The sequence below is a fragment of the uncultured Pseudoteredinibacter sp. genome (genome assembly GCF_947500695.1).
In the GTDB taxonomy this organism is placed as follows: domain Bacteria; phylum Pseudomonadota; class Gammaproteobacteria; order Pseudomonadales; family Cellvibrionaceae; genus Pseudoteredinibacter.
Window position 1 is genome coordinate 139,392 of sequence record NZ_CANMSS010000001.1, and the last position, 16,989, is coordinate 156,380.

7 protein-coding genes are annotated in these 16,989 nt (G+C 43.9%); all 7 read left to right on the plus strand.

What is annotated here, in order from left to right; translation table 11 throughout:
* Position 1: 1 nt before the first annotated feature.
* The 7 genes from Q1A08_RS00555 (at position 2) to Q1A08_RS21455 (ending at position 16,928) form a co-directional block, all read left to right on the plus strand.
* Positions 2-9,469, plus strand: coding sequence for an RHS repeat-associated core domain-containing protein (locus Q1A08_RS00555; protein ID WP_299768163.1), 9,468 nt, complete (start codon positions 2-4; stop codon positions 9,467-9,469).
* On the plus strand, positions 9,466-10,074 hold the full coding sequence (locus Q1A08_RS00560) for a hypothetical protein (protein WP_299768165.1): 609 nt from the start codon (positions 9,466-9,468) through the stop codon (positions 10,072-10,074). Before Q1A08_RS00555 ends, Q1A08_RS00560 begins: the two co-directional genes overlap by 4 nt.
* Before the next feature lie 1,229 nt (positions 10,075-11,303).
* On the plus strand, positions 11,304-12,296 hold the full coding sequence (locus Q1A08_RS00565) for a transposase (protein ID WP_299768167.1): 993 nt from the start codon (positions 11,304-11,306) through the stop codon (positions 12,294-12,296).
* A gap of 229 nt (positions 12,297-12,525) precedes the next feature.
* Positions 12,526-12,906: an energy transducer TonB gene (locus Q1A08_RS00570; RefSeq protein WP_299768170.1), complete on the plus strand. Its 381-nt coding sequence runs from the start codon at positions 12,526-12,528 to the stop codon at positions 12,904-12,906.
* 1,178 nt (positions 12,907-14,084) lie between these two features.
* Positions 14,085-15,578, plus strand: a complete 1,494-nt coding sequence (locus Q1A08_RS00575; RefSeq protein ID WP_299768173.1) for a glucosyltransferase domain-containing protein — start codon at positions 14,085-14,087, stop codon at positions 15,576-15,578.
* Positions 15,575-16,570, plus strand: coding sequence for a glycosyltransferase family 2 protein (locus tag Q1A08_RS00580; protein WP_299768176.1), 996 nt, complete (start codon positions 15,575-15,577; stop codon positions 16,568-16,570). Before Q1A08_RS00575 ends, Q1A08_RS00580 begins: the two co-directional genes overlap by 4 nt.
* Positions 16,530-16,928 (plus strand): GtrA family protein, encoded by a 399-nt coding sequence (locus Q1A08_RS21455; protein ID WP_363323466.1) that lies wholly within the window; start codon positions 16,530-16,532, stop codon positions 16,926-16,928. The genes Q1A08_RS00580 and Q1A08_RS21455 overlap by 41 nt, the downstream gene beginning before the upstream one ends.
* The last annotated feature ends 61 nt before the right edge of the window (positions 16,929-16,989 follow it).

The window sequence follows — 16,989 nt, forward strand, 5'->3', positions numbered from 1 at the left end:
TGTGTATTTTTTCCGCTTTAGTCTTTTTCTTACTTTACTACTCTCTTTGTCTGGTTTTAGCCAAGCCTATACATTAAAAGGAAACTACGAAGGAATCAGTGGTACGCCTTCTTTGTTTGGTTGGGCATGTCAGGTAGATAAAGAGCAGGCTATTGCTGTGCATTTTTATGTGGGCGGTCGAGGAAACTACAGTACGTTCTTTGGTGGCGTTGTTGCTTCAAGAGGCGGGGAGCGCGGTATCGCAACAACTTGCAGTACCTCCAATAGTAACTTTCGATTTAACTGGACACCCAGTACGTCAAAGGTCCAGCAGTATTGTGGCAATTATATTACCGGCTATGCTTACAATCCAGCAGGCTCAAAGTATATCGGTTCTCACTACCTGGCCTGCCCACCTAAGCCTTCTGCAGTTTCATACTTCAATGGCCCAAGCTCGGCCTACAGTGGTGAAAACGTATATTTGAACTGGGGAAGTGCGAGTGGAAGTGTCGATCGCTACCAAGTAGATTATAAAACCCCAACCGGCAATTGGTTCACCATTCACTACAGTGGCTCACGCTCAAAAACCTACAATGTAAGCGGCGGCGGAACCCATCAATTTCGGGTGATGGCCTGTTACAAAGGCCAGTGTGGCTCTAAAAAATACCATTCGGTAAGTGTTTCTCCCAAACCATCAGCTGTAGGCAATGTTTCTGGGCCTAGTAGTGTCGAAAAAGGTGGAAGTATCACGCTTAATTGGGGGGCAGCACGCGGAACAGTTGATAAATACCAAGTAGACCTTAAAAAGCCAGGGCAATCCCGTTTTACGATTCACTATCACTCTAGCCGCAGTAAAACCTATCAAATGGATACTGTTGGGGCGAATGAGTTTCGTATTATGGCTTGCTATCAAGGCCAGTGCGGCCCTTATAAATACCATACGGTAAACGTTACTCAGCCCCAGCCTCCGGGAAGTGTCTCGAGTTTTCAAGTGAGTCCAACTACCTTGTACAGCGGTCAATCAGTAAGTATGTCTTGGGGGGCGGCGTCATCAGGCACAGTCGATGATTATCAAGTAGACTATAAATCGCCCTCGGCCTCAAGTTGGACCACAATTCATCACAACCCTAGTCGCAGTAAGCAGTATGTCGTCAATGGCGGCGGCACGCATCAATTCAGAGTGAGAGCTTGTAATGGCACTGTTTGCAGTGCTTCTGTTGCTCGTTCTGTCACTGTTTTAAAACCCGGGAACGTCCCAAATTTCACACTAACACCCGGCGATCTACTTAGCACTGAAACCGTACAGCTAAGCTGGGGGCAAGCCAGTGGCGTTGTTGACAAGTATCAAGTTGATTATAAGGCGGCGGGTGCTAGCAGTTGGACGACGATCTTTTCTCAAAACCAGCGAACATGGCAACATCAGGTGCAGGGTGCTGGTGTGCATTATTTCCGAGTTTGGGCTTGTAATAATGGCGTTTGCAGCTCCTCTACAGAAGCATCTGTAAATGTTTCTATGCCTATGCCTCGAGGCAACTTTGAAGGCTTTGTACATCAAGGTGCCCCAGAAAAAATGCAGGGTTGGGCTTGTATGCAATTACATGAAAGCCCAATTCAAGTTCAGTTTTACCAAGGTGAAAAGAATGATTTATCTTCACCTATATTCAATGTAAGCCCCTCGAGTGCGGGTGAAGTCGGTATTGCGAACAGCTGTCACACCCAAAACTCTAATTTCAGATTCACAAAAGTCTTCAGCGCATCTGAAATGCTGCAGTACTGTGGCAAGCCTATTTCGGGTTATGCTCAGCACAATGGTCAGTCGAAGTGGATAGGTACTCATTCAACAGAATGCCCAGAGGTTGAGCTTCGAGGTAGTTTTGAGGGCTTGGTTAACTCTAACCACAAACAACTTCAAGGCTGGGCCTGTCAGCGTGATAACGAAGATCCGATCAGTGTGGATTTTTATGCTGCGGCGAAGGATGACACCTCACCAAATAAACTAATTCACACCTTGCTGCCTAATATTGTCGGTGAGGCTGGTATTGCCACCAGTTGTAATACTCAAAGCACTAGATTCCGCTTCAAATGGCAAATGCCTGATTCAATGCTTAACCAATACTGCTTGAACAAAACCCGTTCAGGTGAAATAAGCGCTTATGCAAAGGTTGCAGGCAAAACAAAATGGATAGGCACCCATCATTTAATATGTCCTGGGCTTGAAGGTAACTTCGAGGGATATAACCCTAATGATTCTCGCGAATTTGTAGGGTGGGCCTGTGATGTTGATAACGAAGAGAGTATTACCGTTCGTTTCTACACGGGTGAGCCAAATGATTTGGGTGAGCTTGTAGGTGGTGCGTCCGCAGATAAGTTGGGCGAAGAAGGGATTGGTCTTCGCTGTGCAACTGAGAACACAAACTTCAGGTTTGCTTGGAAGTTAAGCGAAGAAAAATTTCAGGAGTTTTGTGGTCAGGACATATTAGGCTATGCAATCTCAAATATCGCTACAGGGCAGCCAGAACGCAATAAATTGATTGGTCGCCGTACTTTAACTTGTGATGCGGGTATTCCAACGGGCTTTAAGGTTAATCCAACTACAGTATCCATCAATCAGCCATTCGAATTGTCATGGAATGCTGGGGGCGATAACGTTAGTAGCTATAAATTATACGAGTTGCTACCTGGAACCAGCGAATGGTTGATTCGTTATGAAGGCCCAAATACCAATTTTTCAGTAGGGCAGAAAAGTACCGCTGGTGAATACAAGTATCGTGTACAACAGTGTACAAGTGCAACTAGCTGTAGTGGATTTGCTGTCTTAACAGTTGATATTGGTCAGTCAGCAGGATATTCAGCGATATCTGAATTACTAAACGGTAATCTCGCAAGAGACGACCAGATTCGCAATACCGATAAGGTAGGCACATTGGGTGGTGCATTCCGTGTCAATGAGTCAGGTGCGGCGACTTATAATGTACCGGTAGCTGCCCCAGCCGGAACGGCGGGTGTTGTTCCACAAGTCAGTTTGTCTTATAGCAGTCAGGCAGGTAATGGCTTGATGGGACTTGGTTGGTCTATTAATGGTTTAAGTAGCATTTCCCGTTGTCGTCAAACTTTACATCAAGATCGCCAAGCCTTGGCTATTGAGTGGAATGCAAATGACCGCTTTTGCTTGGATGGTCAACGCTTAGTTGTGGTAAGTGGCAGCTATGGCGAAGCAAATAGCGAATACAAAACAGAAATCGATAGCTTTACGACGGTTACTGCGGTAGGGGGAACAAGTGGAGATCCCGAATACTTCACCGTAGAGCGAAAGGATGGCTCAATTAGCTTTTATGGTAAAGACAACGATACTAGAAAAAGTAAACAGCTAGGGGTTAACAATAAGACACTGTCTTGGGGAATTAGTGAATTCCAAGATAGTTTAGCTAATCCGATTAAGTTCTTTTATGAAAACAACGGCAATGGTCAGGGACAGCGTATTGACCAAATACGCTACGCTTACGGTTCTGGTCATTATCATTCGGCCTATATCGATTTTGAGTACCAGGATCGTGATGACTATATTCGCTCTAATATTGCAGGCGCAACAATAAAGCAAGACAAACGTTTAGCGCGCGTAGTGTCTTATAATGACCATGATTACAATGGCAGCTTTGATATAGTGCGCTCCTACTCGATTGCTTATCAGTTTGCGTCACAAGTGGGTACGGATTCGTTAAGCCGAGTGGCGAAGATAACAGACTGTGTAGATCCAGAGGTTTCAGATACTTGTCTGGCAGCTACAAGTTTCACCTGGGAGTTACCGGTTTCAGGTTTCTCTTCAGCTTCCTCAAGTATCGATCTCAGCGAATACAAACACCGCTACTTGTTCAATTTCAAGCCTGCCGATATTAATGGTGATGGCTATACCGATTTAGTATGGCTAGATATTCATAATAATGTCGCCAAGATGTTATATGCGGTATCAAACCAGCAAGGCGGCTTTGTACAAGGTGCATTTAAGAAGGGCACTGAGGGGCTAGGCGAAATAACAACGGGAAGTTTGCCAAATGATAAGGAATTTCCATTAGAGGTTCTCGATTACAATGCCGATGGCCGAATGGATGTCGCTACTTATAACGGCAGCGAATGGCAGGTGTATCTCTCTGTGCCAGTAGAAACAGCCGTTGGTGTATCCTCATGGCGTTTAAACTACTATGCACTAGACACCGGTCTTACTGAAAAAGAAGCGCAATTTGTTGATGTGAACTCTGATGGCTTGGCTGATGCTGTGTACCTCTCAAAAGTGGGGTCAAACCGTCAATTAAAAGTTCGTTATTTGCAGCGCAGCAGTAGTCAGAGCTTTAGCTCGAGCCAGTTTTATCAATGGGGTGCAGAGTATCATTTAGCCACCTTCGCTGCGGGTAGCGATACTCAAAAGCTGATGGCAGGAGAAGTAAATGGTGACGGTAGAATCGATTTTCTAGTAACAGACCTCGAAAACAAAAATCCGCAAACGGCTAAGGAATTTGTCTTAGCGAGCACTGCTGACGGAAGTTATAGTGTAGAAACTTATACCAGTCCCGTTGCTCAGGGAGTAGAAAGACAATACCGTTTGCAAGATGTAAACAGTGACGGTTTAGCCGATCTTATTGATAACAACTCTTTGTATCTGGCTGATGGAGAGGGAGGGTTTTCTACAGCGGCAATCGCCTTGCATAGCAATGTGGAAATCGATGGTTTGCAACTGGCCGATTATAATCATGATGGTTATACCGATCTAATTTGGCCAAATTATTCGACGAATAAAGTACAGGTAGCCATTTGGAATAATAAACTTCAAAACTTTGTTGCCCCTGCTGGTATTGCTGATATAACAGGCGGCTCAAGTCAAAGCCACTTATTCTTCGATATGAGCGGCGATGGTAGTTTGGATTATATTCGCCTAGCTGATGAAGATTTGATCACGCGTCAAGGCTTAAAAACGTCACCATTCAACCTTGTCAAAAGCATTACAAATGGCCTGGGTGCGAGAACCACCATTAATTATCAAACCATGTCCCAGAGTGACCATTACATTCGTAAGGACCTGTGGGGCATAATCAATGAGCATTATTCTCCAGAGCGCTATATAGATTGGAGTACTGGGAATCGCATTGCTTACCGTAGTAATGTCTTTAATGATGTGAATACCATTCCCGACTTTTATAGTTACTTAAACAAAAGTAGTTGGAATGTTAATAACGACAGTCACAGCTTAGATAAATCTTCGGTTGTGCTAGAGCTGCGAGCACCGATTTCATTGGTTACAACGGTTGCAAGCTCGGCCCCTATTGCTAATTCAAACAATAACAGCAGTTCAATCAACTACTACTATGCAGGGGCAAAATTACAGGCTGCTGGCCGGGGCTTACTTGGTTTTGATCAGCTAATTACTGAGGATATGCAAACGCGGGTTAAAACCCATACTCATTACAGGCAGGATTGGCCATTTATTGGTTACCCGATGCTGACTGAAACTCGCACACAGAATGGCGCCTTATTAAGTCGTGCTGAAAATATTTGGAAGCTTAAGGGTTTTAATAAATCTAGTTGGCAAAATACTATTGCTTCATCGGGTACTGCTTCATTGGGTGCAGTAAAGCCATACATAGCGAAGTCCATTGAAGAAAGCTACAACCTAATGGAAGACCTTAGCACCACTGGCGCGAGACTCTCCAAGGTTGAAACCAATACAAGTTATGATGATTTTGGTAACCCTACTGAGATAAGCGTTGAAACTACCGGAAGACAAGCCTCTGAAGGTTTATTCAGAACAACGACCATAAATGAATACAATGGAAGCCTGACTCTATTAGGAAGATCACAATCGCACAGCTATCGAGAGCTAGGCCGCTTAACGAAAGCGACGGTTACCAAGCAGCGTTATAAAGTGGCCGGCGACAGCACTCCTCAAAGTGAGTCAACGCGTGTTTCCGCTTTTGAATACAGAGACTTAGGCAAATTGTCTGGCTTGTTAGACAAGGAGATTATAGAGCCTGGGCAGCTGGATTTTGAACTGATAACTGAGCATCGTTATGACGACTTCGGCAATAAAATTGGCGCTAAACAAACCGCTGCAGCTGACAATAACACCCGATGCGCACTTGGTAGAACAACATACGACACATACGGTCGTTATATGGTTTCACAGTCGGACTGCCTAGGGAGAAAGGTCCAAAGCATTGATTCGCGTAACAAGTTTGGTGCACCGCTTCGTACATTTAGCTATACCAACGCAAGTAGCTTAAATAGCATTGAAACTGTCTATGCTTATACGCCAAGAGGCTTGCGCTATGGGCAAGCAAGCGAATCTGGTAGTTGGAGTATTGATCTACTAACAAATTTTGCAGGTGAATGTGGCTCTACCGCAGTGTATAGGTCGATTAGCAAAACATCCGGTGGTGCCAAATCGGAAGTTTGTTTTGATTCTTTAGGTAGGCAGGTAGAAGAAAGAGCGCTTGGGTTCGCTGTTGACCAGTGGATCTCAAAGGAAACCCAATACGACAATTTGGGCCGAGTGAAGCGTGTATCAGAACCTAGTTATGAGGTCGCTAAATATTGGACGAGTAATGAGTATGATTTGCTTGGACGCGTTAAGCGAGTGACAGCGCCCAACGGTAGCATTTCAACTATCGGTTACAAGAACTATACGACGACAACTACGGTAACTAGGACAGGAGTAAACGCGGCAGACCTAGTAAAACGTGAAAGGAAGAACGTACTCGGTGAGTTGACGGAAGTATTTGACTACGCTGAAAATAGTGTGGCTACAGACTCTATAGGCACACGTCTAGCCTACGGTTATGATTCACAAGGCAATCTATCGGTTGTTGATAAGCACACTAATCAGGCCACAGTTACAGTAGAAATTTCTTACGATCTTTTAGGTCGTAAGAAGTCAATGAACGATCCAGACAAGGGGCATTGGAAATACGAGTATAATCCGTTTGGTGAGCTGACGAAGCAAACTGATGCTGAAGGCAATGTTAGCCAACAATTCTATGATGGTTTGGGCCGATTAGAGAGTAGGCAGGATTATGATAGTCAAGGTGATTTAGCGTCACAGAGTGAATGGGTGTACGATACCGCAATCAATGGCTTGGGCCAGCTTGACTATGTAACCCATGATAATGTGAAAGATTCGGCTCTAGACAATGGCTCTAGACAGCAGAAAACTTTTTATTATGACGAATATGGGAGGCAAGAGTCTGTAAAAACAGAGATCACTATTGCGAGTCAACAAACCACCCACTATGAGAAGCAAGCTTACGATCAATATGGGCGACTTAAAACCGTTCACGATGCTTCAAGGGTGGGTGATGATTACTCTCTGAATGGCTTACGCTATCACTATAACCAGAACGGTTATCGCTATAAGCTCAGTGGCGATGTTAATGGTGTAAATCAAGATTTCCAAACCATTACTTCAATGGATGCTAGGGGAAATATCACTAATGAATTGCTGGGTGATGGCAATGTAGTAGAAAGAACTTACGAAGAGGATATGGGGCGCCTTAAAACTCTAGAAGCAGGTGGTGCTACTGCTACTACCATTCAAGATTCGGCGTATGCTTGGGACAATATCGGCAATCTGCTCAATCGTGTTGATATATGGGGCGATAAGAAGTTTAAGGAGGAGTTTACTTACGATGCTCTGAATCGTCTAAAGTCTTATAAAATTGAGTCAGGAACTGGAAGTGATGTCTCTGGAGATTATGTCTATTCCAATACTATAAGGTATGACGCTTTTGGCAATATCCTCTACAAGAGTGATGTATGTAGTAGTACCAGCAACTGTTACTACTACGGCCCTGGGGCTAATGGAAACGGTGGGCCTCATGCCTTGCGCCATGTAAACGGCGGTAACTACCATTACGATAAAAATGGCAACAATACCTATTCAGATGGGCGTACTATTAGCTATACCAGCTTTAATAAGGTTAAAACCATTGTTAAGGGAGCTAACAAAATCGGTTTTGACTATGGTGCGGATAGATCCCGTTACGCCCGAATTGATGGAATAGGAGGGGCTCAGCAGAAAATTACACTGTACCTAGGCTCTGTGGAAAAAACCTATGACTCGGCCGGCGTTGTTAGCCACAAGCGTTACATTGGCGGGCTAGCTATTGTGAATTTAAGTGAGTCCAATGGTGTTGTTGATACTGTGCAAAATCAACTGCGGTACATCTACAAGGATCACCTTGGTAGCACCGATGTTATAACCGACGAGAACGGTCACATTCTGCAAGAGTTCAGTTTTGATGCGTTTGGTGCTCGCCGGACCCCTGGCAGCTGGCAGGATATGTTTGATGTGCTGAATGCACTGCATTCGGTGCAATATTCGGTGAATAACTTAATCACAAACCGAGGCTATACCGGTCATGAAATGCTCGACGATGTGGGCATTATTCACATGAACGGGCGGATTTATGATCCGCGTGTAGCGCGCTTTTTGCAGGCGGATCCGTTTGTGCAGGCTGCTAGTGATACTCAGATGTATAACCGTTATAGCTACGTGCGGAATAATCCGTTGAATGCTACGGATCCTAGTGGGTATTTTGTGTTTACTTTAGCGGCAGGAATCTACCTGGCCGCAGCCGAAGTGACGAAACTATGGGTCGTTGGGCTGGTCATGGGAGCCGCTGGTTTTGCTGATGCTTTAGCGCAAGGTGCTAGTTTCGGTGATGCGTTAAAATCTGGCATTATACAGGGTATATCAGCAGCAGCCTTTGGCGCTGTTAGCGAAGGATTTAGCTGGGCGAAAGCGGGTTTTGGGGAAGGTTTTGCGCAGGTCATGAAGTTAGGAACAATTGGGGGGATTACTAGCGTTTTACAGGGAGGTAAATTTGGTCATGGCTTCGCCAGTGCTGGTTTATCTGCTCCTGCTGGGCACGGTTTAAGCAAATTGCTAGGAGCGGGACCTTCCGCTAGGGTGATTTCCCAGATAGTTGTAGGAGGGACGGTATCTAAGGCTACTGGGGGGAAATTTGCGAATGGGGCAACCACCGCAGCGTTCGCTAGTTTATTTAGTGAGTTGGCACAAGGTGGTAGCCCTGCTAAGGAAGGAACGCCTGGCGATCAGTCCTCTCAAGAGCAAAAAAATCTCACAGAAGCTCAAGCAGAATTTAGAAGATTGTATGAAGCTGGCTTACTGCCGGAAGAATTTAATTTCATAAATGATCTTGAGGGAGGTCTTGATAATCCCGCGCTAAGTTTCAAGTATGTCGATAGGGCCGTGCCTGGTCGTGTGGCAGAAATGGATATTTATGATTACACAGGTGCAACTGTCTACAGGGGGGGTGCAAGTAGTTTGACTGTGGCATTGGATACTGTTGCTCACGAAATTTATCATATGCACCCGACCAACCAGAGACTATGGAAAGGAGGGGGCTTCGGTAAGAATATTGCGCAGAGTCAGGCTGTCAGGATGGGCCGTAGAACCGTGGAGGTTTGGAAGGAGAATCCATGATGAAGGCAGTAGCAATATTTATAGTGTCCAGTTTGCTTTTTGTTACGAACACGGTGGCTTATCAACTGGAAAAAAAGACTTTACGCGAAGCTGTTGATAGCTCGGTTAAAGTGGCAAAAATAAAAGTAGTTAAGTCGGAGCTTGTGCTTAATGATGGTTACAACTGTGGCGCTGATTATAGTGTTGATGTCATAACAGGATTTAAAGGTGGCGACTCAGGCTTTGTATTCCGTTCATCTTCTCCGCTTGTTGTTGGTGGTGAGTACTTGGTTTTTGCCAACAGTAAAAACCTTGATGCTTCTACTAACTATTTAGCTATGGGAAAAAATGATATGGCTGGTTATGAGGCTTGCACTGAAAATGAATTGCTTTATGCCAGTAGCCTTCATGGTGAGGTGTTCGAGTTTGACTCATTATGGAAGATAGCTACAGAAAAAGTGGCTGTGAAATCCATTGTTGAGCTTCCATATTTGTCAGAGCTGGAAGCTGAAAAGATAGAATTTAAAAGTGATAAAGCATCGGATATATATCTTGAGGGATTATCTTATTGGCGAGTTTGCTGGTCTTCTTTTAAAGAGAATCTGGTAGCATTAACAGCTAATTAGCTAAACAATAGACAGGACACCCACCCATAGCCACGAGGAAGCCAGATAGCAGAGGTCACTCCAACCTCCTATCTGGCTTATTTGTCTCTACGCTCTCATTGCCTTAAGCATAAATGGGACACCCACCTCTAATAGATAGGAATAAAGACAATAGACGGGACACCCACTTGGAATAGACAGGACACCCACCCATAGCCGCGAAGAAGCCAGATAGCAGAGGTAACTCCAACCTCCTATCTGGTTTATTTGTCTCTACACTCTCATTGCCCTAGGCCTGACGGTTTTCAGATAGGCCAAATCACTGATAATTGGCCAACCTTTAAAAAAGCGCTAACCAAGTTAAAATAAATGGGACACCCACCCGTAGCCACGAGGAAGCCAGATAGCAGTGGTCACTCCAACCTCCTATCTGGCTTATTTGTCTCTACGCTCTCATTGCCTTAGGTCAAATAGACGCGACACCCACCCATAGAACTGGATAGAAATGGATGGGACACTCACGCATAGCCGCGAGGAAATCAGATAGCTGAGGTAACTCCAACCTCCTATCTGGTTTATTTGTCTCTACAATCTCATTGCCTTAGGCCTGACGGTTTTCAGCTGGGCCAAATCACTGATAATTATCCAATCTTTAAAAAAGCGCTAACCAAGACGGTCGAACTGTTGTAGTTTCGACTTTTAAAACTAGACGGGACACCCACCTTTAGCCTGAATAGTATAGACGGGCCCCCCCCACTAAAAATAGATGGCACAGAATAGACGGGACACCCACCCATAGCCGCGAGTAAATAGACGGGACACCCACCCATAGCCGCGAGTAAATAGACGGGACACCCACCCATAACGGAATTAGACGGGACACCCGCCCATAGCCGCGAGGAAGCCAGATAGCGGAATAGGCGGGACACCCACCTGAAAAATAGACGGAAATAGACGGGGAAAATAGATGGGACACCCACCCATAGCCACGAGGAAGCCAGATAGCAGAGGTCACTCCAACCTCCTATCTGGTTTATTTGTCTCTACGCTCTCATAATAGACAGGACACCCACCCATAGCCGCGAAGAAGCCAGATAGCAGAGGTAACTCCAACCTCCTATCTGGTTTATTTGTCTCTACACTCTCATTGCCCTAGGCCTGACGGTTTTCAGCTGGGCCAAATCACTGATAATTATCCAATCTTTAAAAAAGCGCTAACCAAGACGGTCGAACTGTTGTAGTTTCGACTTATGACAGTAGCAAGAAGCCAGCAGATATCTTTAAGCGATACACCTTATTACCACTGTATTAGCCGTTGTGTTCGACGGGCATTTCTGTGTGGTAAAGATCGTTATAGCGGAAGGGACTATGAACATCGTAGAGGATGGCTCGAAGAGCGTATATTGAGCCTGCAATCGATCTTCTGTATAGATGTTTGCGCCTACGCAATAATGAGTAATCACTTTCATATAGTCTTGCATGTTGACTATGACAAGGCTGAAAAGCTAAGCCAAAGAGAGGTAGTTGAGCGCTGGATGGGTTTGTTTAAAGGCAGCACCTTGATGCAGCGTTTTCAAAACTCGGAATCCCTAAGTAAGGCTGAATTGGATGCAGTTGGCTTAGTTGTAGAGCAATGGCGAAGCCGCCTAAGAGATATTAGTTGGTTTATGCGCAGTTGCAACGAGTGGCTAGCGAGAGAGGCCAACAGGGAGGATGAGTGTAGTGGGCGGTTTTGGGAAGGGCGCTTCAAAAGCCAGGCTTTACTGGATGAAAAAGCACTAGCCGCATGCATGGCCTATGTCGATCTGAACCCAGTTAGAGCCAAAATGGCAAAGTTGCCTGAAGACTCTGCGTTTACCTCGATAAAACAACGAGCAGAGAAGGCTAGACGTGCTAGGGTTATGTCCCATAATCCAGATCATATTAAACAACAGCCGATAAATTTATTCCCCTTTTCAGGAAACCCTCGAAAATGCAGGCCAAAAGGCTTACCGTTCAGACTGCGAGACTATTTAGATCTACTGGATTGGACAAGCCGGAAAATTAAAAAGAATAAGAGAGGCTTTGTTGCAGATGACAAGCCGAAAATACTTCAGCGCCTAGGCGTAGAACCAGCTAATTTTTTGGTGGCAGCTACCCAATTCGAATTCCGTTTTAAGTTCATAGCCGGTGCATTGGCGACTCTAAGACAGAAGTCAGCAAATTTTGGTTTGCGCCGGTTGGCTGTAAGTGGTGTTTTTTAGCATGCTCAAATATGAGCGAATGACTCACTAAAAGAATGCTTCCCTCCTGCTAACCACTTTCAAAAAGTCTAAAAGTACTGGCTAGAATCTTACCTCTAACTAATTTCAGTAAGTTGAACCCTTAATGGTGCATTGTGTCAGCTCTTAGCTAAGAGTAGACTTGCATACTGGAATAAGTGGGTGTCCCATAATAACACTTGTGTTTCTATCGATGATCGGTCGGCAAGGTATGAAGATTTTTATTGGTGTTCTATTTCTAATTTTACTGACTGGCTGTACGTCAATATATATTCGTGAAATTCGGCCTAAGCCCGATATATCAGCTCTAAATAACGGTGTAGACTTGGGGTCGGTGGTGAATTCTCCTCAACAGCTTTACCCTAAAAAAGAGCATTCTAGACAGCAAGGGGGATGGGTTCTTCTAGCTGTCGATGTTAATTCTGAAGGGGTATTAAATAACATAAAGCCCATTGATTATAGCCCGACTAAAAACTTTGTTCCTTATGCTGTCAAGTACGCTAGAGAAGCCAAGTTGAATAAGCCGGAAGAGGGTGAGGTAATCAAGAATTACTACTTTTTGGTGGTTTTTGAAATTTGGAAACATGAATAGACAGGACAATTGGTAGTAAAACATAAGATTGACTGCTCGGAATATGAAGGAGAGGTAAACCCAATATTACATGAGTTGGGTGTCATTGAAGGCTTTCAGTGTCAATAGTATTTATGACTTTGAGTGTTGCGCGTTAGAGTGCTTGAAAACTAATTAAAGCAAGAATTGAGGGGGAGCCAACGTTTGATGAGTGGCCTATTAAGCGAGAAATATGCTTTTACTTTATTGTTTTTGCTGGAGGTAATGGCGCTTACTTTTTGCGTAGACATGAATTTGATAGATAAAGCTAAGATTCTAATTCCTTTTTTGGTATCTAATCATTGGGTGTTATCCTTCCTGTACAATTCGGATATGATCTTTGCATATAAAACAGCAAAGCCAGATGAGGTCGAATTGCGTATTTTAGGGTTTGCATTGGGGGCGGCCATATTTATTATTACGTGGTTGTATGTCTTTAAACTCATTTCGGAATCTTTCCCGATTTAGGAAAAATTTTATAGGAGCAGTTTAAATCCAAGTTGCCCTCTGTCTTGTTTTACTTATGCAGATCTTCCATGCGCATATTCAAGGCTACAGTTACCTAGCTCAATTTCTTTAAACGTAGGCTTAGCATTGCGTTGTCAAGAGTGATAATTTGAGTATTAGGAAAATCTATCACGATCTTTTTAAATGTACGGCTGCTATCGCGCTCTATAGTGGTCCTTTTCCTGACTTGTTAATTCGACTGGATTCGAGTGGCGTGTATCACGTTTCTTATTCCAGTTTGGTAGTATAGCTAACCGTACGTTCTGCTAGGCCAAGTAGGCCAGTGAAAGGCCAGGTATCGAACCTCATGATGTTGTTGGATATTCAATATTGATTGTCGTATTCCCCAATATCTTATTTTCCAGATTTACTTTTTCAATTGCCGCATTGAACAAGGTGGTTTTACGACTGTAGTCCATATCCTAAGGTGATCAGTAGGTTTTAATAAGAAATATCAAATATCTGGCGGTAAAAAGTAAGAGCCCTTACAAAATTGAACAGTAAGTGTGTCATAAAGCTTCGAATTGTATCTATTTGTACGCTACAGGAGGTCAGTAATCCTGGATAAGCTGTCTTAGCCCTCTGTAAATATAATGTCACAATGTGAATGTTAAATATGAACTTTTAGCAGTTGTGGTTTCGGTGGGGCTAAAATGGACAGGGTTATAGACAAGCTTCAGCAATCTTACTCTTTTTCAGGAGTATCTCTGCTAAGCTTGCTGGGAATTATATTTATAGCTTATGTAGGGCAGGCCGCTCTGCCGGCGTTTAATGCCGATGATGTTATTCAAGCTCAATATCCGTCTGATGCATATAACTTTATTGCTCAAGGGCGCTGGGCATATTTTCTAACCTACGCTAAGTTACAGAGCGCCTTACCCTCTCCAATAGTCAGTACCTTGTTGGGTAGTGTGTTTCTCTTGGCCACGGCCTTGCTAGCTTGTTCACTATTCGGTTTTGATCGAAAATATCAGGTCTACAGTTTTGTCTTAATCTCCAGTGTTTCCCTGTACTATGGGATGCTATTCTCTTTCGACAGTACGCGCTTAGCCTACCCCTTAGGAAATTTTGTAGCCATTCTTGGGCTGTTTTACCTAGCTAAGCAAGATTGGCGGCAGAACTTGGTGGGTTTGGCATTTTTGTCGCTCGCTCCGGCTTTCTATCCGGCTTCGACCGAGCTTGCAGCAACTGTATTTTTGAGCTTGTTTCTTTTATCTCTATTGGATAGGTTTGAGCGATATAGTGTTCGCAGAATAATTGTGATGGCGCTTGCTATTGTAGCCTCTTTGCTAGGTTACTTACTGTTAACCAAGATTCTTTATTTCCTCACAGGCTGGCTGATAGGTGCCCGAACAGATATAGATCCCTTAGCGGTTTTCTCAAGATATGGGGAAATAATATGTTTATTTTCAGAGCATTCTCTGCCCGTTTTTAATTTTCAGAGTTGCCAGCGACCAGGGTTTCAGAGCCAGCAAGGTGTTTATATTAATGGTGCTATGGCGATTCTTTTTGTTAGTTTTAATGCGTTTTGTATTCAAAAACTCTGGTGTAAAAGGCAGCTAGCATATATCGCCTTATTTTTGGTGGCGCAAGGCTTGCTTCTGCTGGCGCCATTTGGGTTAATTTTTGCCAGTAAAAACTCGCCTTTTCCACCTAGGTCCCTATATAGCGTTAGTTATATTTATGCTTTTTTCTTAGTCGTGGTTTTGGGGGCCAGCTTGACAAGCAAAGTTAAGATCTTACAGCTATTTTCTAAAGGAATTATGGCTTTGGGAGTACTTTGGGTTGTGGTTTCAATGATTACGTTATCTAACAAGGCATTTAGTGAGTACACACAGAGTCAAAGAAATCTCTATGCAGCTAATCGTATACTTTTGGATATTGAGCGAGTGCTAAGCAGTAGTGATAAGGCCGGCAATCATAGAGTGGATTTAGTGGTCGTTAATGATAAACCAAGAATTGGAGGTGTTCTTCATATTCCTTGGTCCAGAGAACGTGTTTACCATCTGCTAGATCCACGCTATGAGGCGGCTTCGGACACGGAACGCAAGAGAGTAATGGAAGGAGCTCTCGATCGCCCTGTATGGCCAGCAGAAGGTTCCATTTACTTCGATCAAAATACACTGGTAGTGGTATTAAGCCGATGAAAAATGAAAAGCTGATTTCGATTATTGCACCAGCTTACAATGAAGCGGAGGTATTGCCTGAATTTGTAAAGCGATGCGTGACCGTTCTAAAGTCTATGAGTGGGTTTAATTACGAACTTGTTTTGATCAATGACGGAAGCAAAGATAGCACTCTAGCAGTGATGCGAAAGCTAAAAAAGCAATTCCCTGATATCACTATCGTCAACCTGAGCCGAAATTTTGGTAAAGAGATTGCGATGACAGCCGGTTTGTCGGAAGCCTCTGGTGATGCGATGGTAGTGATTGATACCGATTTACAAGATCCGCCTGAGTTAATCCCGAAGCTTGTGGAGAAGTGGCAGGAGGGCTTTGATACTGTTTATGCGAAGCGAAAGTCGCGAGAAGGCGAAACCTGGCTTAAAAAGGTCACTGCAAAGGCGTTTTACAGCTTTATGCAGAATGTAGGTTCAACTCCCATTCCGCCTGATGTCGGAGATTTTAGGTTGATTTCTCGTCGTGTGACTGATGCTTTGTTGCAATTGCCGGAAAAACACCGATTTATGAAAGGCTTGTTTTCTTGGGTTGGCTTTCCTGACGCAGAAGTTGAGTACGAACGCGATGCTAGATTTGCCGGTGAGACAAAGTGGAACTACTGGAAATTGTGGAATTTTGCGATAGAAGGTTTTACATCATTTACTATTGCGCCGCTAAAAATCGCAAGCTATATCGGATTCATTACAGCAATGTCGGCTTTTGTATACGGATTATTTGTTTTGTTTAAAGCGATAATTTGGGGAGATAGTGTTCAAGGATTTCCAACTATCATGGTGTCTATGCTGTTCCTAGGTGGTGTGCAGCTGCTTGTTCTTGGTGTTATTGGGGAATATCTCGGGCGTGCCTTTAATGAGGTAAAGCAACGTCCCCTATACTTACTCGAATCAGTAGATAGGGCGCAATCTGTTGTCAGTGTAAATGCTCAGGAAAAGTCAGATTTTGAAAAAAGAGTTGCTTAAAGTTGGTAAGTTTTCATTGGTTGGTGTAGTTAATACAGTCGTAGATTACATTATCTTTTTATGTGCATTTTATTTGTTATCTCTGTCGATTGCGCTGGCCAACCTTTTGGCTTTTTTGTTCGCGGTATGTTTGAGTTACTACCTGAACTCTAAATTTACTTTTTCTGAGAGTTCGAGTGATCGGTCTTTAACTAAATTACTACGTTTTATTTTGGCTTCCGCCACTGCCTTTGTGCTGGTAACCATTGTGATCTATATTTTGTCAGATTATATGCCAGTCTATTTGGCTAAGATTTTGGCCGCAGGGGTGTCTTTAGTAGTCAACTACAGCTTGGCAAAGCTTCTTGTGTTTCGATAAACTGAGCTTTCCTTGTGCGCAGGCAGCTATGGCAGACATATTGGCGGTCGTTAGTTGTTTG